This is a genomic window from Cupriavidus sp. 05N39 (assembly GCF_056397325.1).
Genome location: NZ_JBFTNE010000056.1, coordinates 26,055 through 51,116, shown reverse-complemented (window position 1 = coordinate 51,116; position 25,062 = coordinate 26,055). Strand labels below are relative to the sequence as shown.

Genomic DNA, 25,062 nt, shown 5'->3' with positions numbered 1-25,062 from the left:
GTTCGGTGTCGACCAATCGCCCGGAAACCCAGGCAGGATAAGGCTAGAGCCAGTCCTGACAAGGGTTTCCAGCTACTGGGCAGAACCTATCCGCTCGCCGTAGTTCACGGCGAGGAATGATAATCTAAGGTCTTGATTCCCAACGGATTTGTTCTTTGCTGTAGCATTTTTGTAGCAGGTCAATTTCGTCAGGCCGCCTTCAGGCCCCTCCCACGCGCAGCAGAATCCATGGCGTCGAGATACTCGGCGACTGCCTGGTAAGAGGCAAAGCGGCGTCCCCCTTCCGAATACGTATGGATTGGGAATGACCCGGCGCTAACCTGGTTCCGAATCGTTCCCTCCGTAATATCTAGTAGGCTCGCCAGCTGGGCCACGCTCAACCGCGGGCCGTATTGCTCGAGCAAGTAGGCTTGCGTGAGCAGGCTCATCGCTGGATCTCCGGGTAGCCATCGTGCTGCACGCCGTCGAGCCGGCGGCCGGCGTTCTTCTTTCCCACGTACGTCATGCGGCCGGTGGTGCCAAACATGGTGAACTGCCGCGGCGCGCTCTCCAGCATGTGCCATCTATCGCCATGCCAGCTGTCGGCGGCCCAGCTTAGGGCGAAGCGCCCCGGCTCGCCTGCCGGAGTGGTGATGCCTGGCGCCCATTCGCCCCACTGCTTGAACAGGAACGGCACGAAGGCCGCCGCGCACTGGTCGCGCAGGCCACGCGCCCAGTCCGGATGCATCGGCCGCGCRCTGGTGCCGCTCTCGCCGCCAGCAATTACCCAGTCCAAGCCGAGTGGAAGGTGGGTGACTCTCCATCGCTCGCCCGGTCGATCACTCCACGTACCGCCGTTGAGCGGATCCAGGTAAGTTCCAGGGGCGATCGAGATTCGGGTGAGGTCCACGGGGCCGAGCAGGGGCTCCATGCTCAAGAAGCGCACGCTCGCCGGGGTGGCCAGCAACTTGGGAATGTCACGGTCGGCTTCCTCCTGGTTGCAGATGGTGGCGCCGAGCCAGACGTTATCCTGGCCGGCCAGCCAGTCGTGGCTGCGGATGTCGCTGACCAGGCGGAAGACGTTGCCAATGCGCTTCGTCAGTAGCAGCCAGTTCAAGTCCGGCGTCAGCTCGATCAAGTCGAAAAGATCGCGGCGCCACGCCGGATCGACCTGGTTGTCGAAAACGTCGGCCAGGCTGGCGCAGAAGACGCGCCGGCGGTGGCCGTGCGCTGCGAAGAACTCGGCGTGCTGGGCATTCCAGCGCAGCGGCAGCTTCCAGTTAGCGGGCGACGTACGGTGCCGGCTTTCCTTGGCGCCCCAGATCACGCCCAGTGTGCGCGCAGGCGTGGATACCTCGGCGTAGCAGTGGTCGCACGCGGGGGATACCTTAGTGCAACCGATCCACGGGTTGAACGTGGCGTCCGTCCATTCGATTTTGGTGTTTTCGCTCATGCTGTTCACTTCGATTGAGGCCATGCTACGATGCGGGCAAAAATTGCCGCCCCCACATGCCAGCCAAATTTTTCGACTATCGCGACTTCGAGGTGACTGCCTTTGCGGAGCAAAGCTTCACGGGCCTTTGGGTCGCTACGTATCACGCATTTCCCTTCGAAAGCGCATCGGAGAGCCCAGAGGAGGTCATGTCCTACAGATTCCTCTGCGATGGCCGGGAGCACAGGCTGGTCCGGAACGCTCAGGAGGCCATTGACGAAGCGGAGAATTTGGCACGGGCCGCCATTGACACCAAGTTGTTGCTGGTTTCGCTGCGCAACTAGACGCTTGGCCCAAGCCTTGCAATCCGCCGCCCCGGTATGACGCAAATGGACAAGTTTTTCAGCAAGGAAGTCGCCGATGCCATTGGCATTGGTGCAGCTCTCCAGGTCGCCGATCTGGCCAGGGTGATGCGCGATACCATGGACCGGGCCAACGCCAGTCTGATCGCCGCCGGGCGGCCCACGCTTCAGGAGCAATGGGCCAAGGTTGAGCAGAGGATCGCGTTCAGCAAAGTGGACTGCGAGAGACTGCAGCACGAGCCACCATGCTAGGGTTCCCAAAGCGCTGGGAGGGCGGCGATGGAAGAACAACGTTACGGTGCGTACCGCGGCTTTGAAATGTCCTCGACTGTCGATGGGGAACACACAGGGAGTTTTCGCGTTGTTGCCCAGAGAGTCCAGCTCACGGTCCAAGGTACGTTTGTCCACGTACCTATCGACGATGTCGCGGCCGGGCGATTCATGGATCTTGACAGCGCCTTCGTCGCTTCCTTTGCCTCCATTCAAGTGATGATTGACAAGCACATCGAAGGCTTGGATGCGCAGAATCCCGTTCCAGCGAAGCGGTAACTGCCAGTTGGGGTCCGTCCACTCGATTTTGTTTTTTCCGCTCACGTCCGAGCCCTCCCTGTTGATACCCCGCTAAAGAGGGTGTGGTAAGAACGGCGCTCGGGCAGCACGGCATGGCGTTGCATACTAGGCTTGATAAGGCAGCCGTTGAATTGCAGTGCACTCAGGTTTCGATAGGAGGAGCATTCCCCATGTCCATCGAAAAATACCGTGGTTACGTGATTGAGGGCTTTGCAAAGCCCTTGGATGGCGGCATGTTTGCGTCTCTGGGCCGAGTCAGTAAGGGCGACCTTGCGGTGGTTGCCGAGTCCGTCGTGCTTGAGCACTGTGCGAGGTATGGGGACGCCCAGGCGAGGGCCATCCGGTGGGCTCAAGAGTACGTTGATCGCCTGGAAGACCCGCATTGACTGCACAGCGGCGCTGGAGCGCTTCGTGGCACGGCTAAAAAGAGTGGGCGGCACCTCCAGCTCGGCCGGCGTCGCGGTGCCATAGCGAGAAACCTGGTCCAGGGCGAGTTGCGCGCGGGTGGGTTCGCCCGTCAGCGTAGGGAGGGGCATGGTCTTGTCGTCATCAAAGGGCGCGCCTAAGGCGCCGCCGAGGTGAAACACACTCGAAGGAAAAGCGGGGAGGGTGCTGGCGGTCATTGCGGCTCTCCTGCGGCGGGGATGGCATCGATGGCGCGGTCGGCTTCATCGCCATTGAGGTGGTGGCCAGTCTTGAGGCCGGTAGGCATCGAGATGCAGGGGATGCCGGCGGCGCCGAGCTGCTCATCATTGACGTTGCGCAGCTTGAGGTAGCGTTCTGCATTGAGCTTGTCGTGTGCGTGGATCTCGCGGCTACCGCGCAGCAGGGCGCGCATGGCCTGCTCGGCGATGACCTGGTGCGAAGCGCCGCGGGCGTGCAGCATGGCAGCGAAGTTGGCGATGTTCACCGGGTTGCCCTTTACCAGGCTCTCGCCGAGGAGAATGGCAAGCCGCTCGTGGGAGCATTCCAGTGGGTTGTCCCAGCCGCGCTTTCCTTCTGCGCGGCAGGCAGCCAGCTTTGCCTTCATTGCCGTGGCGAGCTGGTCGACGGCAATGTCATCTGCATGAAGCGGCGGGGGAGGGGTGATCCTGGTGCGCGATGTGGCAGCCAGGCGCAGGCCCTTATCCTCCAGCTGCACGGCAAGGCTGTTCATCGAGAGGCAGGGCTGGGCGTGCTTTGTCTTCTGAGTTTTCTTCATGTGGTGTCTCACCGAGTCAGGAATGCATCGAGCGTCTTGCCGCTGGCCAGCGCTGCGGAGAGCCAGCCGGGGCGCTTGCCGCGGCCGGTCCAGGTGTTGCCTGCAGCGTCGCGGTACCGCACGGCCGGATGCGTAGACTTTTTTAGGGTCGGCTTGGCCAAGTCTTCCGGCGCAGCTGTCGTCGCTGGTGCGGTGGGCTTTGCGTCCGGCTTCTTCTTCTCGGGTGCCGCCGCCTTCTTCGGGCCGCGCAGGATCTTGGGCAGCCAGCCGGTACCGGCCAGCTTCTGCTCGGCGGCTTTGGCCAGCTTGTCCTTCTTCATCGTGGCCAGCGCCTCTGCGTCCTTCTTGCTGGTGGCCTCGGCGACGGCCTCGATCGCGCGGGCCTTGGGCACGTGGTTGAGGTAGCTGGCAGGCGTGGCGGTCCACCATTGCGCCATGTCCAGTTCCACGGCCTCGGCGATCGCATCGGCCGGGTTCGGGCCCTCGATGCCGGTCACTGAATTCACGCCGGCGGCGGTGCACAGCGCCAGCAGCTGCAGCAGATCCTGCTGGGGCAGCGCGATGAGCTGCTGCAGCTGGTCCTTGTCGGACTTCGGCAGCGTGGCCAGGATCTCCTTCCGAGTTGCCTGCAGCTTCGTCCAGGCCGGGCTGGTCTCGATGTCATCTGCGGAGTTGGGCAGTGGATCCATCCCGTTCTCGATCGAGAGCTGCAGGGCGGTCTTGTTGGTGGTGTAGGACTGCACCTTGCGGAAAAGCTTGCCTACCAGTGCGTGCACCAGGACCGCGAGGGCGATATGCGGCTGCTCGACCAGGTGCAGCTGCAGGGCAGCCGTACGGTGCGCGGTGAGGCGCTTCGCCAGGCTCTCCGACACGGCGGGCTTCTTTGGCTTCTCGCCTGGAATGACGCCGGCGGCAGACTCTGCCGTGCCGGCTGCGCCGCGGCTGCGCGCGATCAGGCCGCGATGGATCTGTATCTCGCCGGCGCCGCTGACGGCGATGATCGCGCCGGCGGTGGCCTTGGCGTCGATGGTCCAGTCGCTGAGTGCGAGGCGGATCGTTGCGAGCTGCTCCTCGATCTCCTCGATACGCTCCTGGCGCGTGTCGTGCTCGGCGCCGTAGTCGTCGGCGTCTTCGAGCTTTTCCAGGGCCTTCTGGTGTTGGTCCAGGTCCGCCTCGAGCGATTTGATGCGCGCGCGCTCTTTAGCGGTAGGCTTGCGGGTCGTGCTCTCCGCCTGGTTGAAGTTGTATGTCTCGTAGAAGTCGGGGCGAACCTCGGCCCATGACCATCCCTCCGCGCGCACGCGTTCGAGCTCGGCCGCCAGCCTGTCGTTGGCCAGGCGTTCGAGCAGCTCGGCGTCGCTCATGTAGCCGTTGCCGGTGTCGCTGAAGAGGTCGCGCTCCACATGGCCGCCGGCGCCTTCATATGCATCCATGCCGACAAAGCGTGCGAGCTTGTTGCTGCGCACTTCCACAGCGCCCTTGGCCAGCTTGGCGCGCAAGCGGGTTGCCTGGCGGTCCCAGTTGTCGCTCTCGTTCCAGACGCGCTCCTGGGCGTCGTGGTCGTCGGTGATGGCCAGCGCCATCAACTGGTCGAGCGAGGCCTGGTCGTCGCGGTAGAGCTGGATCATCTTGGGTGACACATTGGCCAGCTTGAGGCGACGCTGGACCACCAGCGGCGTGACGCCGAAGTTTGCGGCCACGTCCTCGAGCTTGGCGCCCTGGTCGATCATGGCCTTGAAGGCCTCGAACTCATCAGCGGGATGCATGGCCTCGCGCATGGTGTTCTCAGCCACGCTCGCCTCGATCGCGGAGCCTGCGTGGCGCATCGCGCAGTCCACCGAGTGGTGGGGGTCCATCTGTTCGCGTGACACCAGGAGCTGCATGGCGAGCCAGCGGCGCTGACCGGCGAGGACGGCATAGCGGCCTGTTTCCTTGCCGTCCTGCAGTTCGGGCATAACGACCAGGTTCTGCAGCAAATCATGTGCCTCGATCGATGCGGCAAGGGCCTCGATCGAGGCAGGCGTTGGCTTTGTCTTGCGGGCATTGCGCGGGGATAGGAACAGACGAGAAAGCGAGATGAGGCGATGTGTGCCGGTGGTGGTTGCGGTCATGGTGGGGGTCTCTCAATGGGTTATGCGGCGCGCTGCGAGGCTTCGGACTTGAGTAGTTCGATTTCCTTGTGCAGGTGTGAAACGGCTCTCACGGCACGGCGTGCGGCACGATCGGCAAAACTTGCCGGCGGGTGTGTGGCGTCTTCAGCGAAGGCCGCAAGTGCGTCCAGGTCCTTGGCGAGGGCAGTGAGGACATTCCGATAGCCGGCAACTGTGGACGCGTTGAACTGGCCCATTTGCATGCGCTCTTGTTGCTCAGCGCGGCTGAGTGGGCGCGCGAACAGTGCATAGGGACCGTCCTCCGTCGAGTAGATCTCCAGGAGATTCCAATCCTCGCCGGCCGGGGTGGTCGGGGTCCACTCGAGGCAACTGCCACCCTCCCATACCCGGTCCATCAAGGTTTCGTTCTTGCAATCGGATTCCATGCAGACGAAGGCTGCCGCGAGGCCGATGGCCTCAAGCAGCATGTGGTAGTTCGTGTTCTCTGGGAAAGCGGGGAGGGCCGGATGGCTGCAGTAGCCGGCTTCATCGCGCATACCTGTAGGCTGCATGAGGTCCACGGCAAGGTCCTCCAGCTTGAGGAAGGCAAACCAGGGGCGGCGCGGAGTGGACTCATCTGGCCAGATCTCGGCGCATTCGGGCTCGGGCGCGATCCAGATGAGGTAAAGGAAAATGCCGGCGCCGGCGAGTGCGGACACGGCGAGGATGGTGAGCGCAACTTGAATGGTGGTCATGGGTAGTGCCTCGGGTTGATCGATAAGATCAGTGGGTTAGCGCCGCGCTCTGCAGCTGTGTCTTGTGCTGGACGATGGCGTTGGCGAAGCAGAAGGCGTCGAGGCGGATGGAGCCGATAGCGGCCTCGATATGCGGGGCGGCGGCGCGCAAGGACTGCGCATCGTGCGTCGAAACGGCGAGCACACTGATTCGCTCGACGCGATCGAGGATGGCGACCATCGCGCGCCGCGCTGACTGGATTTGCACCAGGTACGCTGTACCGCGCTGGACCTGCATTGCGATAGCGAGCAGGTCGAGTTTCCGCTCTAGCTTGATGTAGGCGCTGGGCGTGGGGGCGCTGATGAATGCGACCAGGCTGGCGGAGAAGGTCAGGGGTCGGGTGCTGCGTAGAAACGGCAGCGAGGTTAGGTGCGCGCGGCGCGGGTGGCGAAGAGAGATGGCTTGGCTCACGACACGGCCCCCACGAAAGACTCCTCGCCGATGATGGCGTCGAGCTTGTCATACAGATCAAAGGGCGTACCGTCGTTGTGGATCTCGCGGTCGGCTTCCCGCAGGCGCACACTGGCGGCGCTTATCAGTGAGCCGCGTTCGTCGGATGTGCGGACCAGGCGAACGATGAAACCGCCGTGGTCACGGATGATGGCCGCCTCAACATTCGAGCGGATCTCCTTCACGACCACGTCGATGCCCGCTTCCTGCAGGCCGTTAAGCGTCTGATCCCACGCGGGGCATTGCGTCTGCGCGAATGCGACCGCAACAAATTTGTGGGCGGAAACAATGTAATCGGCGGCAGTGTCCTTGCCGGCGCCTGCCGGGCCGGTGAGTCCTATCAGCATGATTGCTCCTCAGTCTTTGTCGTTGGCTGAAAGTTGTTTCCAGTCGGGGCCGGTGGGGCGGCGCTGGCGGCGTAGGGGGTGTGGGTGGTGCGCCTGTTGGCGGCGGTATTCCGCGCGTGTGAGTGCGAGGTCGTCCCGGATATAGCTGGTGTGAATCTGCTCTTCGACGTATGCGGGATCGCTTGGGCCGTTCCTGCGAATGAACTCAGCTCGCGCTTGCGCGTCGGAGATATCCCAGCCGGGGCGGCGTCGCGGAGCCATTTCAAATCAGCGGCGCGATGCCGCCGGCCAGGCCGAAGGCCAGCAGCAACACGACCATGCCCTGGATGGGATGACGGCTGAAGTAGCCGTTGGCGAGGCGGTCGATGGCAGAGCTATGCATGACTCGTCTCCGCTTCTAGCTTGGCGAGGCGCTCTTTTTCGCGAGCCTTCTCAAGGTCGATGTAGGCCCAGCAGAAGGCTTCCAGCGCAGCGCGGACAAGCACTGTCGATGCAGGGTAGACGTCGAAGTCGTCTACGCGCGCCACCTGAATTTCGACGGTTGCGCCTTCCGCCTGAGTCCACCGTGGTTCGCCCGCTTCGTCGTCCCAGAACGGGTGCAGCGTGAAGTCGACGCGGAGGGGCAATTCCAGGCTGATGCCAAAAGGACTAGCGAACGTCGAGCTCTCGCGGACGAAAAAGGGCTGCGGTCTGGTGAAGTGCGCCCGGCAGAAGTCGGGGTCCTCGAGCCGGCTACGCTTGATGGGGTACTGATTCTGATACGCAAGACCGGCGCCTCCACCGAAATCACCAATCCCATCGAGGAGGTCATGTTCCCCGCCGAAGTCGTCAATGATGACCCAGGGAGTTGGCCTAGTGATGCCGTTCCAGTGTTCGAGTTTCATGGCCGGCCTCACGCGCTGCGGGTTGCGGCGGTGGTCGGCGTGGCCTGCTGGTCGCGCTCTACGGCGCAGGCGTGAGCTGCGAAGGCGGCGGCTACCAAGGCGAGGTAGGCGATGCAGGCTTTGGTGCGGGTGGGCTTGTTCACTGCGGTCTCCATCAAGAGGCGTTGCGATGCATTGATGGGCTGATATTACAAAACTGTAATTAACGAGTCAATACAAAAATGTAATTTATCGATGATGGCTCGCTTGCTGTATGTCAGTAGGTGCAGAATCGGGCAGAAGAAGTACGGGGGAGAGGCGCGAGTGCGAGGTGGGAGGGCTGCACCGGTATGGCCTCCTATGGGTAGCAGACCGATTGTCGCTGTGCCGAGACGCAAAAAAGCCCGCAGAGGTTGGCGGGCTAGTAAAGTGCGGATCTGGCAGGGTTACTGCGAAGGACGGCTGCCGTCAGGCGCCATCAGTTCGCAAACAGAGAATCAAGGGCAGTATCGTTCCCATACAATATCAAAGTGCTGAACTTGTTCCTCAAGGTACGGGCCGAATGATTCTCCACCAGCAATGAAGCGCTGGTATCCAGTCATCCCCCCGAAACCGTTCCGTGAGTTGACTCGGCCGCAAACAATCTTATTGACCCCAATCCTAGTGTCAGAGAATGCGGCGCTATCTGGGTCGCGGAGGGCCTTTCTGACAATATTTTGGTTGCGGGCGATCCAAGCATCGCTGCTTTCCGCTTCATTGCCAGGCTTACTGGCAGAGGACAGTAGCCAGATGGAAAGGGCGGCAATTGCGGTGCCAACAATGAGGAACATGCCTGCGCTAAGCACTGAGTCCACAGGATGCTCTGAGGGCGCTGCCGTAGCCTCTGGCACAGTAGAGACCGCTTCCTGCAGCGGGCCGCCACACCTTACGCATTGCGCTCGCTTTGCTACATATGCCCCGCAGGCTGAGCATTTTTCGGTACTGCGCATGCAGCCTCCTTTTCGAAGCACTAAGGCGGCGCACGTCGACAATACCTACCCGATCAACATTGGGGCACGCTCAGAGGTCGAATCCCGCATGCCGGACTACGCCGCAGAAGTGATCGTGATCCTGAACGCGAATATAGCGATCCGGCCAATCGGGATTTATGGCCTCAAGGTAAAGGTCACCGTCGACTAGCGTTAGTTTTTTGAATGTGGCTTTTCCATCACGGCGCACGATTACAAACTTGCTTGGCAATGCCTCGGAATCAGGGCTGACAAACAGCTTTATGCCATCAGGAAAGGATGGATGAATGCCGGCCGGTGCGGTCATGGAAGGCCCGCGCACGCTGACCACGAAGCCGCATGGCCCAAGATCAATGTGGCACTGGTGCCAAATTGTGTGCTCGTCCGGTACAAAATTCTCGCAATTCTCCGTCCACATCCCTGCTTGCACCCAAGAAATCTCAGGGTAGCGCCTCGGCCTAAGGTCGGGGCCTGGCTCGAAGTTGTCTCCCTGCAGCGCATTGTAAGTGCTGGCTGAGGCCCCTTGGCCTTTCGGTGGCACAGATTGTTTTTCCACTGAAGTGGGGTTGACAGCACTCTCGTCTGCTGTCGCTTGATCCAGCCACCCTGCCTGTACACCGGCCTTGTCCTCTATATCCCTGGCCTTCTTTTCCCCGAACGGCCTGGCGCCGCTGAGGATTGCTGAGATAGCACCCTGATTTTCGCCGGTACGGCGGACGAACTCAGCCTGGGTCCCGAACTGTTCCTTGATGAGCGCCAACAGGCGGCGGCGGCGGTTATCTGCGGTGGTCATGCGTTCGGATTGTCCGGCCAAATTACATTAAGGTAAATCACAGAACTGTATTGACTTGAAATTACATAAATGTAATGCTTGTGGTATGGACCTCCTCACGTACCTCAACTCCTTAGATAAGTCAGCGCGCGCCGCGTTTGCCGCTGCGTGCGGTACCTCTGAAAACTATATGCGGAGAGCGATAAGCACGAGCCGCCAGTTCAAATGTGAGCTTTGTGTGGCGATCGAGCAGAACTCCGCAGGCACTGTGACGCGAAAGGAACTGTGCCCGGACACATGGGTGAAGCGCTGGCCGGAGTTAGCTGGCATCCCCGCCCGAGAAGTCCATTTCCCGTTGACTACTCCGGGACTAGAGCGTCCACGTTAGGTCTCTCTGTTTGCACCTAGCGCCGCGATCTGTGCCACGTCAGTCGGAGCTATCGGGGTGAGGCCAGTCCTGCGTGTTGTTGTGCGCTGCAGGACAGCGATCCTGCGGCGCTCCAGCGGGGTCAGTCGACGCAATTTTGACTTGGGTTGGAACACAGATTTCATCCCGAGGGTGTAAGGCGTGCGGTTGCGCTTGGTTTAGACGGCAGTGTATCCACCGGGGAAAACAATTCATGCAGAACCAACCTCAGAGACTGATTGGCATGCTGCGCCATGCTGTCAACACTTGGCGGACACGGGAGCGGATGGGACGGGAGTCGGTGGTCGATCTCATTGTCAGCACCCATGAGCGGCTCGGCTACGATGATGTAACGGGTATCCGCTTCGAGCCGATGACACGAGATACGTTTGAGCGCATGAAGGTCAATGCCGAGCGCGTGTTTCGCTGGCTCGATGATGAAACGAAGGAAAGCACCCTACTGCCGACCAATTTCATCCCGTCGATCCTGGCAGCGCTGCCGGCAGATCTCCGGATCAACGTGCTCGATCAACTGTTGGCGCCTTTCGGTCTGTTCGTGCGCGCCGAGGTCGGCGAGCCGGAGCCGGAGCTGTGTGTCCATGCGGCCCTGGGAAAGCTCATGCGCGAGGATGCGAAAGGGCACCAGGCCGTGCTGCGCCTTGCCACCGACACCTCCGACGAGGCCGTGCAGGACGCCCACCGCGAGCTGCGCGAGGCGGTTGGCTTCAAGCGCCGGCTCCTGCGCACGCTCGGCAAGTTGATCACCAAGCGGAAGCGCAAGGTATGACGCCAGGCGCTGCGTTCATTACTGCGCGCTGCCGACTTACAAAATCCCCGCGGAAGCGCAAGCCGTTGACACAGGCAGAGCTGCGTAAGCTTTTCGCGCGCATCAAGAAGCGCGTGGTGGCAGGCGGCAAGCCATTCGGCGTCTTTGCGATCAAGGTGGGGGGCGGACGGCAATTCAAGCTGCTAAGCGTGAGTAGCGAGGAATACAAGGCGCAGCTGCGTCTGGACGAAGCGTTTAAGCATTGCCTTGCGGTTGCCTATGACGGTCGAGCCAATCTCGGCGACGTGTGGGAAGACCTTTGCACGTTCGACCAGGTGCCGCCCGCGTGAAGATGGAGATTCGCTTCGAGCCTGGCATGACGTGCTGCAAGTCCACGCGAGTGTGGGCCGGCCTGGCATGCAGGCACGCGGTCCAGCTGGCGTGCGCGCGCCGGCGGGCCAGCGAGATTGCGCTGGTGAAGGGCGGGAAGGGCCTTGATGCCTTCGCGCGGCATCTGCTGACCTTCTGGACCCTGCGCGATGTGTTTTATGTGTTCGCCGGCGCCGGGCAGATGTCGAYGCTGGCCCAAATCTGCAAAGAGCGATGGCTGCAGCTGTCAGGCAGCGACCGTATCGCCTATCGCGCTGAGGTGGCCATCGCCACCGATCGCATCGAGACCGGGCCGTACAACCCGCGTGCCTTCATGTTGACCTTTGACCTTCTATGTGAAACCGCCAGCGAGCGGCCGTAAAGACCATGGACTATCCAATTCAACCAATCAGCAAGATCGAGGAGCAGGGCAAGGTAGCCGCGTTAGCTGGCCAGTGCCCGATTGCTTCCAATCCGTACGCGGACGGCACAGGTCACTGCCGTGCATGGAAGAACGGCTACGTGCGCGAAGTACGGCCGCAATTCATTGATGCTGTCGGCGAGGAGTTCTAACCATGCCTGCCTTCCGAATCAACGATCTGGAGCTGGACGCACTGCATGGTGCCGGCGCGGACATCTTCCAGCTCTATGTGGGCGCGCTGCGGCCACGCATGGACTTCAAGACGGGCGTGGTGGGGCGCCGCGTGCGGATCTCTTACCAGGCGCTCAAGGAATGGACGGAGCGCAACGCTCGGCACGGCGTGAAGTACTTGGCGCACGACAAGAGCAAGCTGCAGCGCATGCTGACCAGGCTGCAGGAGATGGGATTGCTGCGCAGGATGGGCGGTCCCTATGAGATGGTGTTCGCGTGCCCGTTGGCTGATAAGGACAAAAATGTCCAGAAACAACCCGATACGACCTCGATACAGTCTACAGCACCCGTTAAGGCTAGTCGTGGCAAGGGTTCGCAGCGCACTCGCGCCCCTGTGGATAACGCGAAAGCCGCCACACATCAGGAGTCCGGTAAAACCTTAAAACCTACTCCCCCTACCCCCTCATGCCTGCGGCACGAGGAGGATGGCAAAGCGATCAACCCTCCCACGCCTGCGGCGCAGGAGGCTGATAACCCCCTGAAAGACGACGAAACAACCAAGGCGATCAACCCTCCCGCGCCTGCGGCGCAGGAGGAAGGCAGCCCCCTGAAAGGCGACGAAACACCCACCGCGACGCAAGGGCGCAACGGGCCCTCAGAGCAACGCCACGAGCCGTTGAATGGCGGTGGGGATCGGCCTCCGGCCCGGCTTGCAGGGGAGAAGGGTTCGGAGCCGGTGCTCACCTGGGAGCCGCATCTGGACTGGCCGACCGGTATCACGCAGCGCCAGCGGGCCTACATCGCATGTTCGACGGCGCCGCTGAGCAAAACGCTCGCCCAGCGCGTTTTGGACGAATGGCATGGCGCTACGAAGGCGGGGGTGGTCGGTAAGCCTTGGCCGTACTTCAATTCATTGTTGCGGAATGCGAAAGAGTGTGGCGAGGCCTGGGAAACGCACTACGCCGAGGATGTGGAAGCGGCGCGCGAGCAGGAGCGCATTCGGCTCGTCAATCAGGCCGCAGCAGATGCCGCGTTTGCCGCGCAGATCGATGGCGAGCCCGGCCCGCTGCCGCGTGGTGAGCTGGGCAAGCTGGTGCGCAGGGGCGGCCGCAAATGAGCGCGGCCGAGCGGAGCGCCGAGCTTGCCTATGCCGAGGCGGTGGAGCAGCTGCAGATGCGTGCCGTCAAGCGCGACCGGTGGAGCTCGCGCGCCGTGTTCTGGACGGCCGTGCGCTTTGGCCTCGACCAGGTGCTGGTTGTGGCATGGCCGGAGGCGCGATCGCGCTGGGAATGGCTGTGGTCGGATTGCGTGCGTGAACACCTGCCACCGATTCCAGGCATTCCGGAGGCCGAGAACATGCCATCGGACGCGACCGCGGCCGAACTGGAATTCGCGCGGATGCGCACCATCGTTGGGGGGAGGGCGAAGCGATGACGGTCGGGATTCGAGTGGACAAGCGCGAGCGCGAGCGGCTGGAGTGGGCGGTCGATCGCCTACATTCGTGGGGCAAATGGGCCAAGTCCGGCGGCGCGCCGAATGGCTACGGCGAGAGCTGCCTCACGCTCGAGGAGATCCGCTCGATGCCGCTGCGGTCGTTCATTCCGATGTCGCCGCCCGAGTGCGAGCAGCTGCACGAAGCGCTGTGGCGGCTGCCGCTCGATCTGCGCAAGCTGGCCATGGCCTGGTACGTCGAGGAACTGACGCGCCAGAAGATCGGGCAGCGGCTGGGCGTGAGCGAGAGCCATGTCCGCCGCCTGCATAACTCGCTGCTGGTCGCGCTCGAGTACTGCCTCAAGAATCCGCAGGCCAAGGTGCTGCCGCTGCATCTGCTGCTGAAGCCCTGACAGAACCAGCAAAACCATTTTTCAAGGTAGCGCCTTTTTTCTTTTATGGATCAAATGGTTAAAGGGGGACCCTGACGCTCGCTATTGAAATCCTGACTGGGTAGGGGTAGATTTCGGCTACGCTGTGGTTTCAGTGCGTGCAGTGAAAGCGAAGCCCGATCCGGTCCCTACCTGGTCGGGCTTTTTGCATTCTGCGCCGCCTGATTTCCAGTTGTCTCCTCGGGCATCCCGCCCGATTCGCCCCGCCAGGGTCATGCCGGCGGGGCTTTTTTCATTCCGGAGGTGAGTCTTGAAGACGGCTTTTGATTGGATTCTGCGCATTGCTGCGGCTGCGCTCGCCGGGCTGCATATCGCGGGTAACGATGGGGCTGGCCGGGTCGCGGTCGTCGTCTACGGCGTGATGGCGACACTCGGGCTAACGCTGGCACTCCTCGTTGTCGCAACGTGCCTGACCGAAACCGGGCGCATCGCGCTTCGCAGCAAGAAGGCGGACTTTCCGCGATACCCGGTCGCGCGCTGGATCTGGTCGCTCGGTTCTGTGGCCTACCTGGCCTGGACAGAGCATCAATGGCTGGCGACGATGCTTCTGCTGGTGATCATCCTGACGCAATGCCTGTGCACTACGGCCCACGAAGAAGAGCCGGCCCAAGCTACGGGGAGTTAGCATATGGCGAAGCGCAGTCCTTTCCTTTCTCGCTTGATGCAGTTGTTCGCAAAGAACAGGCTGGCAATGCAGTCGATGCTCTCCTATGCGGTGGCGCATGAGCTGGATGGCACTCGTACGCTGACGGTATTCGAGGGGCGGCGGGCAGCGAGCATTGAGCTTTCACCTGAATGGGCAGTAGAGCTTGCCGCGCAACTCGCCGGCCCTGCTTGTCGCGCAGGCGCCGCTTGCGTCGATCCGCGCGTCTTTCGTAAGAGGCGGGTGCGACTCATCTTCACGGGGCCGAACAGGAGCCGCCAGGTGAACGAGCGAGGGGATACCCCATGTCAGCCGTAAGCGTTGATGTAAGCAGCGTGGTGCAGGGTTTCGGCCTGCAGCAGCGGCAGATGCCGTTCGCCGCGGCCGTGGCGCTCACGCGGTTAGCCAAGCTGGCGCAGGGGGCTGAGACCAGCGAGATCATGCGCGCGTTCGATAATCCTGCGCCATTCACGCGCACGGCGGTGGGCACTACGCCGGCCAACAAGACCTCGCTGGAATCCTCGGTCTTCATCAAGGACCGACAGGCTCGCTACCTGCGCACCGAAGTCGAGGGCGGCCAGCGTGAGCTCAAAACGTTCGAGAAGCTGTTCGGCAAGGGCATCGCGCTGCCAGGCGCCGGCGCGAAACTGAACCAGTACGGCAACCTGACCCGCGGCACGATCAAGACGATTGCAGCCGAGCTCAATTCTTCTGGCACGTCGAAGCGGTATTTCAAGGGCAAGCCGCGCGGGCACAACCTGCCCGAGGCCATCTATGCGCGGGTCGACCGTAACCGCAAGATCGTGCCGGTGTTGGTCTTCGCCACCAGCGCCCAGTATGAGAAACGGCTGCGCTTCAGCGAGGTGGCTGAGCTGACGGCACGCGCGAACTTCGAGCGAGAGATGCTGCAGGCCTGGGAGCAGGCGCTGGCCACGGCGCGGTAGCCGGCGCCGGCGGGCAGGGCAGGGCGCCCGGTGGGGTGCAGCCGGGCGCACGCGGGTCCTTCCGGCCTCCCGTCTCGCGGGGGTCATTCGCACCGCGTTCTTTTCCTAGATGAAAGGGGCTCTAGGGTTAGTTAGTTTTGGGGGTGTCATGGGCAAGAAGGTGAACCTGCAGGAGCTGGCGGAGATCACCGGATTCGCGGTGCAGACGCTGATCCGCTGGCAAGCGAAGGAGGGTATGCCGGTGGAACTGGCTGGCCAGCGCGGCCGCGGCAACGAATACGACACCGCAGCCGTGCTCGCCTGGTACACGCAGCGCGAGCTGCACCGCGCAGGCCTGTCCAGTCCGAAGGATGAGCTCGACCGCGCGCGAAAAATCGAGGTCGAGCTGCGCATCGGCGAAAAGCTGGAACTGCTGGCGCCGGCGGCCAAGTTTGAAGGCCTGTGGGCCAGCCACGTCGAGGCGGCCAAGACCGAGATGCTGCTGCTGCCCGGCAAGGTGGCCGATGCCGTGTTCGAGGCGCACGACATCGAGATTGACGAGCAGCTCGTGCTGCCCTTCATTGAGGAGTGCCTGGCCAAGCTCCAACACCTGGACGAAGACGATGATGGAGATGGAGACCCGGACTCTGAGCATCCTGACGATGCCGGAGACGATGAGGAGGATGACGAATACGGCTAAGCGCACGCTGCGTATGGCCGTTTCGCGCTGGGCCCTGCCGCCCCGCATGAATGCCCTGGAATGGGCGCGCAAGTATCGGTTCCTGTCGAGCGTCGAGGCCGATCGCGCCGGCAAGTATGACCCGGAGGTGACGCCTTACCTCTGCTGGCCGGGAAATCCGCTCGAGGCGCTCGATGATCCGACCGTGATCGAGGTGTGCTGCCAGAAATCAGCGCAGGTCGCGTGGACCTCAGGCGTGCTGGGCAACATCCTGTGCAAGTGGATCGATTTGGACCCGTCGCCGATCCTTGGCCTGTTCCCGAAAGAGGGCGCGGCCAAGGAATACATGGCCGAGAAGTTCGAGCCGATGGTGAGCGCCACGCCGCGGCTGCGCAGGGCAGTGGACCTGCGCAGCCGAAAGTCGCAGCAGCGCATGTTGTTCAAGCGTTTCCGCGGCGGCTTCCTCAAGCTGGTCGGATCCAATTCGCCTTCCAGCGTCAAGTCCAGTCCGATCCCGCGCATCTTTATCGAAGAGCCCGACGACTGCAATCTGAACCTGCGCGGCCAGGGCGACTCGATCAAGCTGGCCAAGGAGCGGACCAAGACGTTTCGCCGCTCGCGCGTCAAGATCGTGATCGGCGGCACGCCGACGGTCGAGGGCACATCGACCATCGCGGCCGAGATGGAGCTCTCCGACAAGCGAGTCGGCATGGTACCTTGCCATCATTGCGGCGAAGAGCACGCGCTGAGTTTCGACTACCTCAAATGCCCCGAAGAGGAGGGCGCATCGCATCCGATTTTCGGCAAGAAGGTGCCGGAGAAGGCCTACTACGTCTGCCCGCACTGCGGCGGCATCTGGAACGATACGGAGAAGCGCCGCAACGTGAAGGCCGGCCGCTGGATGGCCACCGCGCCGTTCAACGGCATCGCCGGCTACTTCATCAACGAGCTGTATAGCCCATTTCCCGGCTCGGTGATGCCGATTCTGATGGAGAACTGGCTCACGGCGCTCCACCACCTGGCGATGGGTGATGAGAGCAAGCTGGTGGCGTTCACCAATAGCTCGATGGGCGTGGCCTACTCATTCAAGGGCGACCAGCCCAAGGCCGACGAGCTGGCTGAGCGCGCGCTGCCTTATGAGGCTGGCATCGTGCCGGAAGGCGGCTTGATGTTGGTGATTGGCGTCGACGTGCAGCCCAGCCGTCTTGAGGTGGCCGTGCGTGCCTACGGCCGCGGCGAAGAGTCCTGGCTGGTGCGCTATGACCAGCTGTGGGGACAAACTGCGCTGATTACCGATGACGTCTGGAACCAGCTCGACAAGCTGATTTTTGGCAAGTATCGCCACGTTCGCGGCTTTGGCCTGTCGATCTCCGCCGCGTCGATCGACAGCTCAGACGGCAATACGTCCGATGCGGTCTACAAGTACGTGCGCTCGCGCCAGGGCCGCGGTGTGCCGCATGTGATGGCCATCAAGGGTTCGACAAACGCTGATGCGGAGATCTTCCGCAAGCCCAGCGCAGTGATCGACACCAACAAGAAGAACACCAAGGCGGCCAAGTACGGCGTTGCGGTGTTCATGGTCGGCGTGGGCCGCGCCAAGGATCTACTCATTGGTGAGCGCGGCCGCGTTGGCATGGAGGGCAAAGGGCCGGGCCGCTTCCACGTCTACAAAAACGTGATCGCCGACTACTTCGAGCAGCTGCTGGCCGAGGTCAAGGCGCCGACGCGGCAGCAAAACGGCCACGTCATTCGCGTTTGGCAAAAGAAGGTGGGCAAGCGCAACGAAGCGCTGGACTGCGAGGTGTACGCCTTGCACGCCACGCGTGCCGCCAAGGTCCACTTGATGCAGGAGCGCGACTGGGCCGCCCTGGAGGCGCGGTTGTCGCAGGCCGGGCTCTTCGACGAGCCGGCGCCGCCCGAGCCAGTCCCGACACCGGAGCCGCCGGCCGCACCTCGCGAGGTCGACGCGGAAGACGACGAAGACGACCAGGACGCCCCGCCGGCGCGGCATCGGCAAGCGCCAGCGCCGGTCACCACCAACGAAACCCCCAACTTGCCACCGCGACGCCGGCGCCGTTACGGCACCGTCTCAGGTGGCGTGGAGATATGACCCATGATTACAGCGGCACAAGCACAGTCGCAGCTCGATGCCTGGCTGGCGGCCAGCCTGGCAGTGGCGCGCAATCAATCCTATGAGATCGAGGGGCGTAAGCTCACGCGGGCCGACGCTGCCGAGATCCGCAAGCAGATCGACTATTGGGAGGTCAGGATCAGCGCCGCTAAAAACGGCGGCCGCCGGATGCGGATTGGCTACGGGGTGGCGGAATGAAGGACGCYAAGCTCGGCGCCGTGCTGGCCAGCAAGTTGACGCTGCCCGACCGCCTGGTCAACTATTTCAACCCGGCCGCTGGCAATCGGCGCGCGCAGGCCCGCACGGCGCAGGCCTACTCGGGCGCCTATGATGGCGCTTCCCGCACCAAGCGCTCGCTGCGCAACTGGTTCGCCTTCGGTCGATCGGCCGACGCGGATCTGCTGCCGGAACTCGGTGAGTTGCGCAATCGCAGCCGCGACCTCGGTCGTAACAATCCGCTGGCGGTCGGTGCGATCAATACGGTGGTGACCAACGTGGTCGGCACTGGCCTCGCGCCGCAGCCAACCATCGACGCCAAGGTGCTGGGGCTGTCCGAGGAGCAGGCGGCCGCCTGGCAGCAACAGGCGCAGCTTGAGTTTTCGCTGTTTGCCGACAGCAAGGAATGCGACATCACGCTGGCGCAGACCTTCTACGAAATGCAGGCGCTGGCATTCCGCTCTACGCTGGAAAACGGCGACGTGTTCTGCGTCACGCCAATGCTCGAGCGCCACCGCACGGCCTATCGCACGCGGCTGCAGCTGATCGAGGGAGACCGTTGCTGCAATCCGAAAAACGTGCGCGATACCGACAAGCTGGCGGGTGGCGTGGAGTTGGACGATTTCGGTGCGCCCGTCGCGTGTCACTTTCTGCGCTCACATCCTGGCGGCCTGGGGGTAAGGGATAGGGTATGGGACCGGCGCGAAGTGTTCGGTACCAGTACCGGCCGGCGCAACGTCCTGCACCTGTTCGAGCGTCGACGGGTGGGCCAGACGCGCGGGCAACCCTACCTGGCGCCGGTGATCGATCCGCTGCGCCAGCTCGGCGTGTACACCGAGGCTGAGTTGGCCGCGGCGGTGGTGTCCGGCATGTTCACGGTGTTCATCAAGACCGAGGACGGCCAAGGTGCCTTTGATCCGACGGAGGGGGGCGACGATACAGCGCCGGACTACAAGCTGGGCAAGGGTGCCATCATCCAGGGCGCGCCGGGCGATAGCGTGGAGATCATCAATCCAGGCAGGCCAAACGCACTGTTCGATCCGTTCGTGCAGTCGATCCTGCGGCAGATCGGCGTGGCGCTGGAGCTGCCGTTCGAGATGCTCATCAAGCACTACACCTCCAGCTACACGGCGGCCCGGGCAGCGATCCTGGACGCCTGGCGCTTCTTCAAGATGCGACGCTTCTGGCTGGCCACCAACTTCTGCCAGCCCGTCTATGAGCTGGTGATGGATGAGGCGGTCGCCAATGGCCGGATCTCGGCACCGGGCTATTTCGATAACCCGCTGATCCGGCGCGCCTGGCTGGGCTGCCAGTGGGTGGGTGATGCGCCTGGTGCGGTCGATCCGCTCAAGGAAGCGCTCGCATCGCAGAAAAACCTGGAGATCGGGCGCACCACGCTAGCGAAGGAAACGATGGCCTATGACGGCAGCAGCTGGGTCGACAACCATGCGCAGCAGGCGAGGGAGATCGAGGCGCGCCGGCGGGATGGTCTGCTCGCCGAGGCCACGCCTCCAGCACCGCCGGATCCCAACGCGGATCCACCGCCGGACAGTGCCAACCAATAAAGCGAACCCGCCTACCAAGGCGGGTTTTGCATTTCAGGAACGATGATGAATCGACTACTCGACGTTGTTACCGCGCCCTGGGCCATCCTGCCGGGCAAGCTCATCGAGATCGTCGCTGCCTACGACGCGCGCATGTTGGGCGAGCAGGTCGACCTGCAGGCGGTCGCGGCAAGCCTTGGCCGGCCGCTAGGAAGCGAGCCGCAGGATTACGAGATCGTCAACGGCGTGGCCGTGATCCCCATCATGGGCACGATCGGGCGGCGCGCCAACCTGTTCAGCGACATCTCCGGCGGTGCCTCCAGCGACCTGGTAGCGCGGGATCTGCGGGCCGCCGCAGCCAACAGCCGTGTGAACTCGATCCTGCTGCATATCGATTCGCCGGGCGGCACCGTTGCCGGCACCCAGCAGCTGGCCGATGTGGTGCGCGAGGTCGGCGCGGCCAAGCCGCTGGTGACGCTAGGCGACGGCACCATGGCATCGGCGGCGTACTGGATCGGTAGCGCGGCGAAAGCCGTGTACATCGCCGATGGCACCACCGAGGTGGGATCGATCGGCGTCGTGACCAGCCACCGTGATGTGTCCGGCGCAGAAGCCCAGCGCGGCGTGAAGACCACCGAGGTCTATTCCGGCAAGTTCAAGCGCATTGCCAGCAGCTATGCCCCACTCTCCGAGGAGGGCAGGGCGTCGGTGCAGGGCTACGTGGATTACCTGTACAGCCAGTTTGTCCAGGCCGTGGCTGACAACCGCGGCGCCGGCGTCGACCAGGTGCTGGCTGATATGGCGGATGGGCGGATCTTCGTTGGCCAGCAGGCCATCGATGCCGGCCTGGTCGACGGCATTGCCACGCTAGACCAGTTGGTAGGACGGCTCGCTGCCGGCGAGTTCAGCACGACCGGGGCGCGCACCGTGCCCCCTTCTAAACCCCGGGCAGACCTGCCCACCTCTCCGAAAGGAACCTCCATGAGCATCACCCGCGAAGAGCTGGCGGCGCAATCGCCCGAGCTGCTGCAGCAAATCCAGTCCGAGGCCAGCGCCGCCGGCGCCACCGCCGAGCGCGAGCGCATCCTGGGTATCGAGTCCCATGCGATGGCCGGCCACGAAAAGCTGATCGCCACGCTCAAGGCCGATGGTAAGACCACGCCGGACCAGGCAGCCGCGCAAGTCCTGGCCGCCCACCGTGGTGCGCTTGCAGCGCAGGCCAAGTCGCTTGTGATCGATGCGCCGAACCCGCTGCCACCCAAGGTTGATAACCCGGACGCCGGAGGCAAGAAGGCGCCGACTCAGCAGGAAATCAGCGCACGGGCGACCGAGCTGATGCAGGCGGCCATGGCCAGCGGTCAGCGTCTTGGCTACGCCGCGGCCGCCACCAAGGCATTCAACGAACTGTCGGCGCAGGCCTGATCGGCGCCTTCTCCAACCATCCTCACAGGACTACATCATGAGCAATCCTGGTCTCATCAAAACCCACATCGCCGAGGGTGCACTCGGCAAGTTCCGCATCGTGGCGCAGGGCGCCAGCGACGGTGCGGTCAAGCAGGGCTCGGCATCGACCGATTCCCTGCTCGGCGTGACGGAAGGCTTTGCCTACGTCGCCGGCGACCGTCCCAGCATCGTGCGCAGCGGTATCGCCGACGTCGAGTACGGCGGTGCAGTCACCCGTGGCGCGCCGCTCACCAGCGACGCCAGCGGCCGTGCCATCGTCGCCGCACCGGCGGCCGGCGTGAATGCCCGCACCATCGGCTTCGCAGAGGTCTCCGGCGTGCTCGGCGACATCGGCTCGCTGCTGGTCTGCCCCAACCAGATCCAGGGCTAAGCCACCGGCTACGCCGCCCCGATGTTCCTCTTCTTCTTCGCGTTTTCTAGGAGTACTACATGACGACTGCAGTCGCCCCGTACCCGATCAACCAGCCGCTTATTGCGTCGGTCGTGATCGCCTATGCCAATGGCCAAATGATCGCCGACTCGGTAATGCCGCGCGTGCCGGTCGGCAAGGCCGAGTTCAAGTACCTGGTCCAGAGCATGGCGGACCAGTTCACCGTCCCCGACACCAAGGTGGGCCGCAAGGCGAAGCCCAACCAGGTCGAAAGCACCGGTGTGATCCAGACCGCGTCCGTGAACGATTACGGTCTGGATGAAGTCGTGCCGGTCGATGACGTCAAGAATGCGCCGGAGGGCGTCGACCCCCTGGCCACCGCGGCGGAATTCACCATGAAGCTGGTGACGCTCGACCGTGAGGTGCGGGTAGCGGCTGCGGTGTTCAACCCGGCCAACCACGTCAACAAGGTCACGCTGAACGGCTCCTCGCAATGGTCGGACTACACCAGCTCCGACCCGATCAGCGCGATCCTGACCGCGCTCGATTCCCCGGTGATGCGGCCGAACGTTATGACGGTCGGTCGCGCGGTTTGGACCAAGCTGATCCTGCATCCCAAGGTGATCGACTACGTCAACGGCAAAGGCGGCACCTCCGGCGGTGTTACGCGGCAGCAGTTGGCCAACGCGCTGGAGCTCGAGGAGATCCAGGTGGGCGAGGCATTCGTCAACACGGCCCGCCGCGGCCAGGCCATGGCTCTGCAGCGCACCTGGGGCAAGCATGCCGCTTTCACCTATCGCGAGATCCCATCGGACAGCACCCGGTCGACCACCTGGGGCTTCACCGCGCAGTTCGGCGATCGCATCGCCGATGCGGATTTCGGTAAGGACTTCGGTGGTCTCGAAGGCGCCTACAAGGTGCGCGCCGGCGAGCGGGTGCAGGAGCTGGTGACGGCGCCGGATCTGTCGTACTTCTTCCAGAACGTGATCGCCTAAGCTTGGCGTCGCACACATAACCCCAGCGGCCCGCCATGAGCGGGCCGTTTGCATTCGAGGATTCCATGAAAGTCAAAGCAAACTGGCCGGTCGATACCGGCAAGAAGCTGCAGGAGACCGGCTCGGTGTTCGATGTCAGCGACGAGCAGGGCGCCGTGCTGGTAGCCGCCGGCGCGGTCGAGAACGTGGGGCGCAAGAAGAATGAGGACGCTGGCGGCAAGGGGCCGGAGGGTGACGGCGGCGACGGTGGCGCCGGTGGCGATCCCACCCCTCCGGCTGCCTGATGCTGCCCGGTGAGGACCTCGACGTCTTTGTCGAGGATTTCGGCGACCTGGTGACGGTGGCCAGCCTGGGCATATCCCGGCTGGCGCTGCTCAGCCAGGTACCCGGCGAGACGCTGAACGGCCTCTCGCGTGGTGCCGGCGTGCAGCTGCTCGGCCGCGCGGACGTGTTTGGCGTCCTGACCGCCACAGACGTGGTGGTGGTGACCGAAGGCAACAGCGCCGGCTCCTACAACCCGGTCGGCCCGCCCGTCAAGCGCGGCGATGGCGCGTTTGTGGCGATCGACCTTAACCCGGTACCGACATGACAACCAAACGAGAGGCCATGGCGCAAGGCGTGCTGCAGGCGCTGCAGGCTGCGCCAGCGCTGCAGGGGCTAGGCCTGGTGTTCTCGCGCTCCCTGTTCGCCGCGCTGGACATGCGCACCACCAAGCGCGTGCTGGTGGTCCATCACGGCCAGGAACAGATGGGCGCCGAGTCCACCGCGGAGATCGATCGCCACGCCGAGCTGCTGATTACGGTGGTGGCCCGTGACGCCGACCCGGATGCGCTTTCCGAGGCCACGCTGGCACTGGTCCACCCGGTGGTGATGGCCTTCACGGATCCCGCCCTGATCGATATCGGCGAGCTCGGCACGGATGCCCCGAGTTACGACAACCTCGGCGGCATCGTCGGCGCGCGCACCGTCCACTACGACCTGTTTTACCGCACCAGTCGTGACAGCCTGAGTGCCTAGGAGATCCCCATGATGACAACCATGGCCGGCGATGATGCGCCGGCGGATGAGGGCCTGCCGGCCGCGCAGGCCGGTGTGCCGCTGGATTCGGAAATCGCCATCGGCACCGATGAATATGCCGGCATCGGTGGCTCGTTCATGTTCGATCCCGTCACGGGCCGGCGCACCCCGACCGCTGGCCCCGCGCTGGAACTCGCCACGCGGCCCGACAACCCTTCCAAGGAGTAAGCCATGCCAAAGCTCAATCGACGGACCGTCATTCTGGCGAAAATCGAGACCACATCCGGCACGGATGCGATTCCCACCGGCGCCGCCAATGCCATCCTGGTGCGGTCGGTCAACATCCAGCCGCTGGTGGCCGAGAATGTGCCGCGCAACCTGATCCGCGCCTATTTCGGCAACAGCGACCAGCTGCCGGCTGGTATCCATAGTGAGCTGGACTTTGAGGTCGAACTCGCCGGTGCTGGCGCGGCCGGTACCGCCCCAGCCTGGGGACCGTTGATGCGTGCCTGCGGCATGTCGGAGACGGTCACCGCGGCCACCGACGTCAAATATGCGCCGATCACTGGCAGCAACGAGACGGTGTCCATCTATGGCTATATTGATGGACTGCTGCACAAGTTGCTCGGCTGCATGGGCACGGTCGCGTTCGACATTACCAGCAAGGGCATTCCGGTGATGCGTTACAAGTTCCTCGGCGCCTTCAGCCCGGTGACCGATGCGGGGAACCCGGCGAGCGTCGACTACACGAAGTTCAAACGCCCGGTTCTCGCCAACAAGACGAACACGGCGACCTGGTCGATTCAGGGGTACACGGGCCCGCTGCAGGCGTTGCAGATCGACCTGGCAAACACCCTGGTCTGGCGTTCGCTGATCGGTTACGAGGGCGGAGCCCAGACCGATCGCCAGGTGGCAGGCAGCATCAACATGGAGCTCACCACCGTCGCCTCGAAGGACTGGTGGTCGACGGTCCGCGATGCCTTGACCGGCTCGCTGTCGATCACCCACGGCACGGTCCCCGGCAACATCGTCAAGTTCGACGCGCCACAGGTGCAGCTGTCGAATCCGGCCTATACCGACCAGGACGGCGTGGCGATGATGACCGCCAACCTGATCGTCGCCCCGTCGGCCGGCAACGATGAGTTGGTGATCACCGTCAAGTAAGCGACCTGGTCGCACCAACCAAAACCCATCAA

The 25,062-nt window shown here is 63.3% G+C and carries 34 protein-coding genes; 21 read left to right on the top strand and 13 right to left on the bottom strand.

Annotated elements, in window-relative coordinates; translation table 11 throughout:
- Window positions 1-188: 188 nt before the first annotated feature.
- The 13 genes from AC1DN0_RS24880 to AC1DN0_RS24820 form a co-directional block, all read right to left on the bottom strand.
- A complete protein-coding gene (locus AC1DN0_RS24880) occupies window positions 189-428 on the bottom strand; it encodes a hypothetical protein (protein WP_477143023.1) in 240 nt (79 codons plus the stop codon).
- Window positions 425-1,432, bottom strand: coding sequence for a phage Gp37/Gp68 family protein (locus AC1DN0_RS24875; protein WP_477143022.1), 1,008 nt, complete (start codon window positions 1,430-1,432; stop codon window positions 425-427). The genes AC1DN0_RS24880 and AC1DN0_RS24875 overlap by 4 nt, the downstream gene beginning before the upstream one ends.
- Before the next feature lie 5 nt (window positions 1,433-1,437).
- The gene (locus tag AC1DN0_RS24870) at window positions 1,438-2,367 is read right to left on the bottom strand and encodes a hypothetical protein (RefSeq protein WP_477143021.1); all 930 of its coding nucleotides are present in this window, start codon (window positions 2,365-2,367) and stop codon (window positions 1,438-1,440) included.
- On the bottom strand, window positions 2,364-2,966 hold the full coding sequence (locus tag AC1DN0_RS24865; RefSeq protein WP_477143020.1) for a hypothetical protein: 603 nt from the start codon (window positions 2,964-2,966) through the stop codon (window positions 2,364-2,366). Before AC1DN0_RS24865 ends, AC1DN0_RS24870 begins: the two co-directional genes overlap by 4 nt.
- Window positions 2,963-3,544: a hypothetical protein gene (locus AC1DN0_RS24860; protein WP_477143019.1), complete on the bottom strand. Its 582-nt coding sequence runs from the start codon at window positions 3,542-3,544 to the stop codon at window positions 2,963-2,965. The genes AC1DN0_RS24865 and AC1DN0_RS24860 overlap by 4 nt, the downstream gene beginning before the upstream one ends.
- Window positions 3,545-3,552: 8 nt before the next feature.
- Window positions 3,553-5,655 carry an H-NS family nucleoid-associated regulatory protein gene (locus tag AC1DN0_RS24855; protein WP_477143018.1) on the bottom strand — a complete coding sequence of 701 codons (2,103 nt, stop codon included), beginning with the start codon at window positions 5,653-5,655 and terminating at the stop codon, window positions 3,553-3,555.
- A 20-nt stretch (window positions 5,656-5,675) separates the two neighbouring features.
- Window positions 5,676-6,389 (bottom strand): hypothetical protein, encoded by a 714-nt coding sequence (locus AC1DN0_RS24850; RefSeq protein WP_477143017.1) that lies wholly within the window; start codon window positions 6,387-6,389, stop codon window positions 5,676-5,678.
- Window positions 6,390-6,417: 28 nt separating this feature from the next.
- The gene (locus AC1DN0_RS24845; protein ID WP_477143016.1) at window positions 6,418-6,840 is read right to left on the bottom strand and encodes a hypothetical protein; all 423 of its coding nucleotides are present in this window, start codon (window positions 6,838-6,840) and stop codon (window positions 6,418-6,420) included.
- Window positions 6,837-7,226, bottom strand: coding sequence for a hypothetical protein (locus tag AC1DN0_RS24840; RefSeq protein WP_477143015.1), 390 nt, complete (start codon window positions 7,224-7,226; stop codon window positions 6,837-6,839). The genes AC1DN0_RS24845 and AC1DN0_RS24840 overlap by 4 nt, the downstream gene beginning before the upstream one ends.
- A 374-nt stretch (window positions 7,227-7,600) precedes the next feature.
- Complete coding sequence (locus AC1DN0_RS24835) at window positions 7,601-8,110, bottom strand: hypothetical protein (protein WP_477143014.1); 510 nt, start codon at window positions 8,108-8,110, stop codon at window positions 7,601-7,603.
- 8 nt (window positions 8,111-8,118) lie between these two features.
- The gene (locus tag AC1DN0_RS24830; protein WP_477143013.1) at window positions 8,119-8,253 is read right to left on the bottom strand and encodes a hypothetical protein; all 135 of its coding nucleotides are present in this window, start codon (window positions 8,251-8,253) and stop codon (window positions 8,119-8,121) included.
- 333 nt (window positions 8,254-8,586) lie between these two features.
- On the bottom strand, window positions 8,587-8,919 hold the full coding sequence (locus AC1DN0_RS24825) for a hypothetical protein (RefSeq protein ID WP_477143012.1): 333 nt from the start codon (window positions 8,917-8,919) through the stop codon (window positions 8,587-8,589).
- 229 nt (window positions 8,920-9,148) lie between these two features.
- A complete protein-coding gene (locus tag AC1DN0_RS24820; protein WP_477143011.1) occupies window positions 9,149-9,889 on the bottom strand; it encodes an XRE family transcriptional regulator in 741 nt (246 codons plus the stop codon).
- A 599-nt stretch (window positions 9,890-10,488) separates the two neighbouring features.
- Here AC1DN0_RS24820 and AC1DN0_RS24815 point away from each other — a divergent pair.
- From AC1DN0_RS24815 to AC1DN0_RS24715, 21 genes are all read left to right on the top strand, one after another.
- Window positions 10,489-11,061 carry a hypothetical protein gene (locus AC1DN0_RS24815; RefSeq protein ID WP_477143010.1) on the top strand — a complete coding sequence of 191 codons (573 nt, stop codon included), beginning with the start codon at window positions 10,489-10,491 and terminating at the stop codon, window positions 11,059-11,061.
- Between the two features lie 65 nt (window positions 11,062-11,126).
- The gene (locus tag AC1DN0_RS24810; protein ID WP_477143009.1) at window positions 11,127-11,390 is read left to right on the top strand and encodes a hypothetical protein; all 264 of its coding nucleotides are present in this window, start codon (window positions 11,127-11,129) and stop codon (window positions 11,388-11,390) included.
- Window positions 11,387-11,791: a hypothetical protein gene (locus tag AC1DN0_RS24805; protein WP_477146079.1), complete on the top strand. Its 405-nt coding sequence runs from the start codon at window positions 11,387-11,389 to the stop codon at window positions 11,789-11,791. The genes AC1DN0_RS24810 and AC1DN0_RS24805 overlap by 4 nt, the downstream gene beginning before the upstream one ends.
- Before the next feature lie 5 nt (window positions 11,792-11,796).
- Window positions 11,797-11,982 (top strand): hypothetical protein, encoded by a 186-nt coding sequence (locus tag AC1DN0_RS24800; RefSeq protein ID WP_477143007.1) that lies wholly within the window; start codon window positions 11,797-11,799, stop codon window positions 11,980-11,982.
- A gap of 2 nt (window positions 11,983-11,984) precedes the next feature.
- Entirely contained in the window at window positions 11,985-13,118 is a 1,134-nt protein-coding gene (locus AC1DN0_RS24795) for a hypothetical protein (RefSeq protein WP_477143006.1), read from the top strand.
- A complete protein-coding gene (locus AC1DN0_RS24790; protein ID WP_477143005.1) occupies window positions 13,115-13,435 on the top strand; it encodes a hypothetical protein in 321 nt (106 codons plus the stop codon). Before AC1DN0_RS24795 ends, AC1DN0_RS24790 begins: the two co-directional genes overlap by 4 nt.
- 14 nt (window positions 13,436-13,449) lie before the next feature.
- A complete protein-coding gene (locus AC1DN0_RS24785) occupies window positions 13,450-13,845 on the top strand; it encodes a sigma factor-like helix-turn-helix DNA-binding protein (protein WP_477143004.1) in 396 nt (131 codons plus the stop codon).
- 289 nt (window positions 13,846-14,134) lie between these two features.
- Window positions 14,135-14,509, top strand: a complete 375-nt coding sequence (locus AC1DN0_RS24780) for a hypothetical protein (RefSeq protein WP_477143003.1) — start codon at window positions 14,135-14,137, stop codon at window positions 14,507-14,509.
- Between the two features lie 323 nt (window positions 14,510-14,832).
- Entirely contained in the window at window positions 14,833-15,471 is a 639-nt protein-coding gene (locus AC1DN0_RS24775) for a hypothetical protein (protein ID WP_477143002.1), read from the top strand.
- A 148-nt stretch (window positions 15,472-15,619) separates the two neighbouring features.
- Window positions 15,620-16,150 (top strand): terminase small subunit, encoded by a 531-nt coding sequence (locus AC1DN0_RS24770; protein ID WP_477143001.1) that lies wholly within the window; start codon window positions 15,620-15,622, stop codon window positions 16,148-16,150.
- Entirely contained in the window at window positions 16,134-18,239 is a 2,106-nt protein-coding gene (locus AC1DN0_RS24765) for a phage terminase large subunit family protein (RefSeq protein ID WP_477143000.1), read from the top strand. The genes AC1DN0_RS24770 and AC1DN0_RS24765 overlap by 17 nt, the downstream gene beginning before the upstream one ends.
- A 3-nt stretch (window positions 18,240-18,242) precedes the next feature.
- Complete coding sequence (locus tag AC1DN0_RS24760; RefSeq protein WP_477142999.1) at window positions 18,243-18,458, top strand: DUF6148 family protein; 216 nt, start codon at window positions 18,243-18,245, stop codon at window positions 18,456-18,458.
- A complete protein-coding gene (locus tag AC1DN0_RS24755; protein ID WP_477142998.1) occupies window positions 18,455-20,041 on the top strand; it encodes a phage portal protein in 1,587 nt (528 codons plus the stop codon). The genes AC1DN0_RS24760 and AC1DN0_RS24755 overlap by 4 nt, the downstream gene beginning before the upstream one ends.
- Window positions 20,042-20,086: 45 nt before the next feature.
- Window positions 20,087-21,442, top strand: a complete 1,356-nt coding sequence (locus AC1DN0_RS24750) for a S49 family peptidase (protein WP_477146078.1) — start codon at window positions 20,087-20,089, stop codon at window positions 21,440-21,442.
- Between the two features lie 37 nt (window positions 21,443-21,479).
- Entirely contained in the window at window positions 21,480-21,854 is a 375-nt protein-coding gene (locus tag AC1DN0_RS24745; protein WP_477142996.1) for a DUF2190 domain-containing protein, read from the top strand.
- 59 nt (window positions 21,855-21,913) lie between these two features.
- The gene (locus AC1DN0_RS24740; RefSeq protein WP_477142995.1) at window positions 21,914-22,849 is read left to right on the top strand and encodes a hypothetical protein; all 936 of its coding nucleotides are present in this window, start codon (window positions 21,914-21,916) and stop codon (window positions 22,847-22,849) included.
- 65 nt (window positions 22,850-22,914) lie between these two features.
- Entirely contained in the window at window positions 22,915-23,133 is a 219-nt protein-coding gene (locus AC1DN0_RS24735; protein ID WP_477142994.1) for a hypothetical protein, read from the top strand.
- Complete coding sequence (locus AC1DN0_RS24730; RefSeq protein WP_477142993.1) at window positions 23,133-23,438, top strand: hypothetical protein; 306 nt, start codon at window positions 23,133-23,135, stop codon at window positions 23,436-23,438. Before AC1DN0_RS24735 ends, AC1DN0_RS24730 begins: the two co-directional genes overlap by 1 nt.
- On the top strand, window positions 23,435-23,866 hold the full coding sequence (locus AC1DN0_RS24725) for a hypothetical protein (RefSeq protein ID WP_477142992.1): 432 nt from the start codon (window positions 23,435-23,437) through the stop codon (window positions 23,864-23,866). Before AC1DN0_RS24730 ends, AC1DN0_RS24725 begins: the two co-directional genes overlap by 4 nt.
- Window positions 23,867-23,875: 9 nt before the next feature.
- Complete coding sequence (locus AC1DN0_RS24720) at window positions 23,876-24,094, top strand: hypothetical protein (protein ID WP_477142991.1); 219 nt, start codon at window positions 23,876-23,878, stop codon at window positions 24,092-24,094.
- Window positions 24,095-24,097: 3 nt separating this feature from the next.
- The gene (locus AC1DN0_RS24715; RefSeq protein WP_477142990.1) at window positions 24,098-25,030 is read left to right on the top strand and encodes a phage tail tube protein; all 933 of its coding nucleotides are present in this window, start codon (window positions 24,098-24,100) and stop codon (window positions 25,028-25,030) included.
- Window positions 25,031-25,062 lie beyond the last annotated feature (32 nt).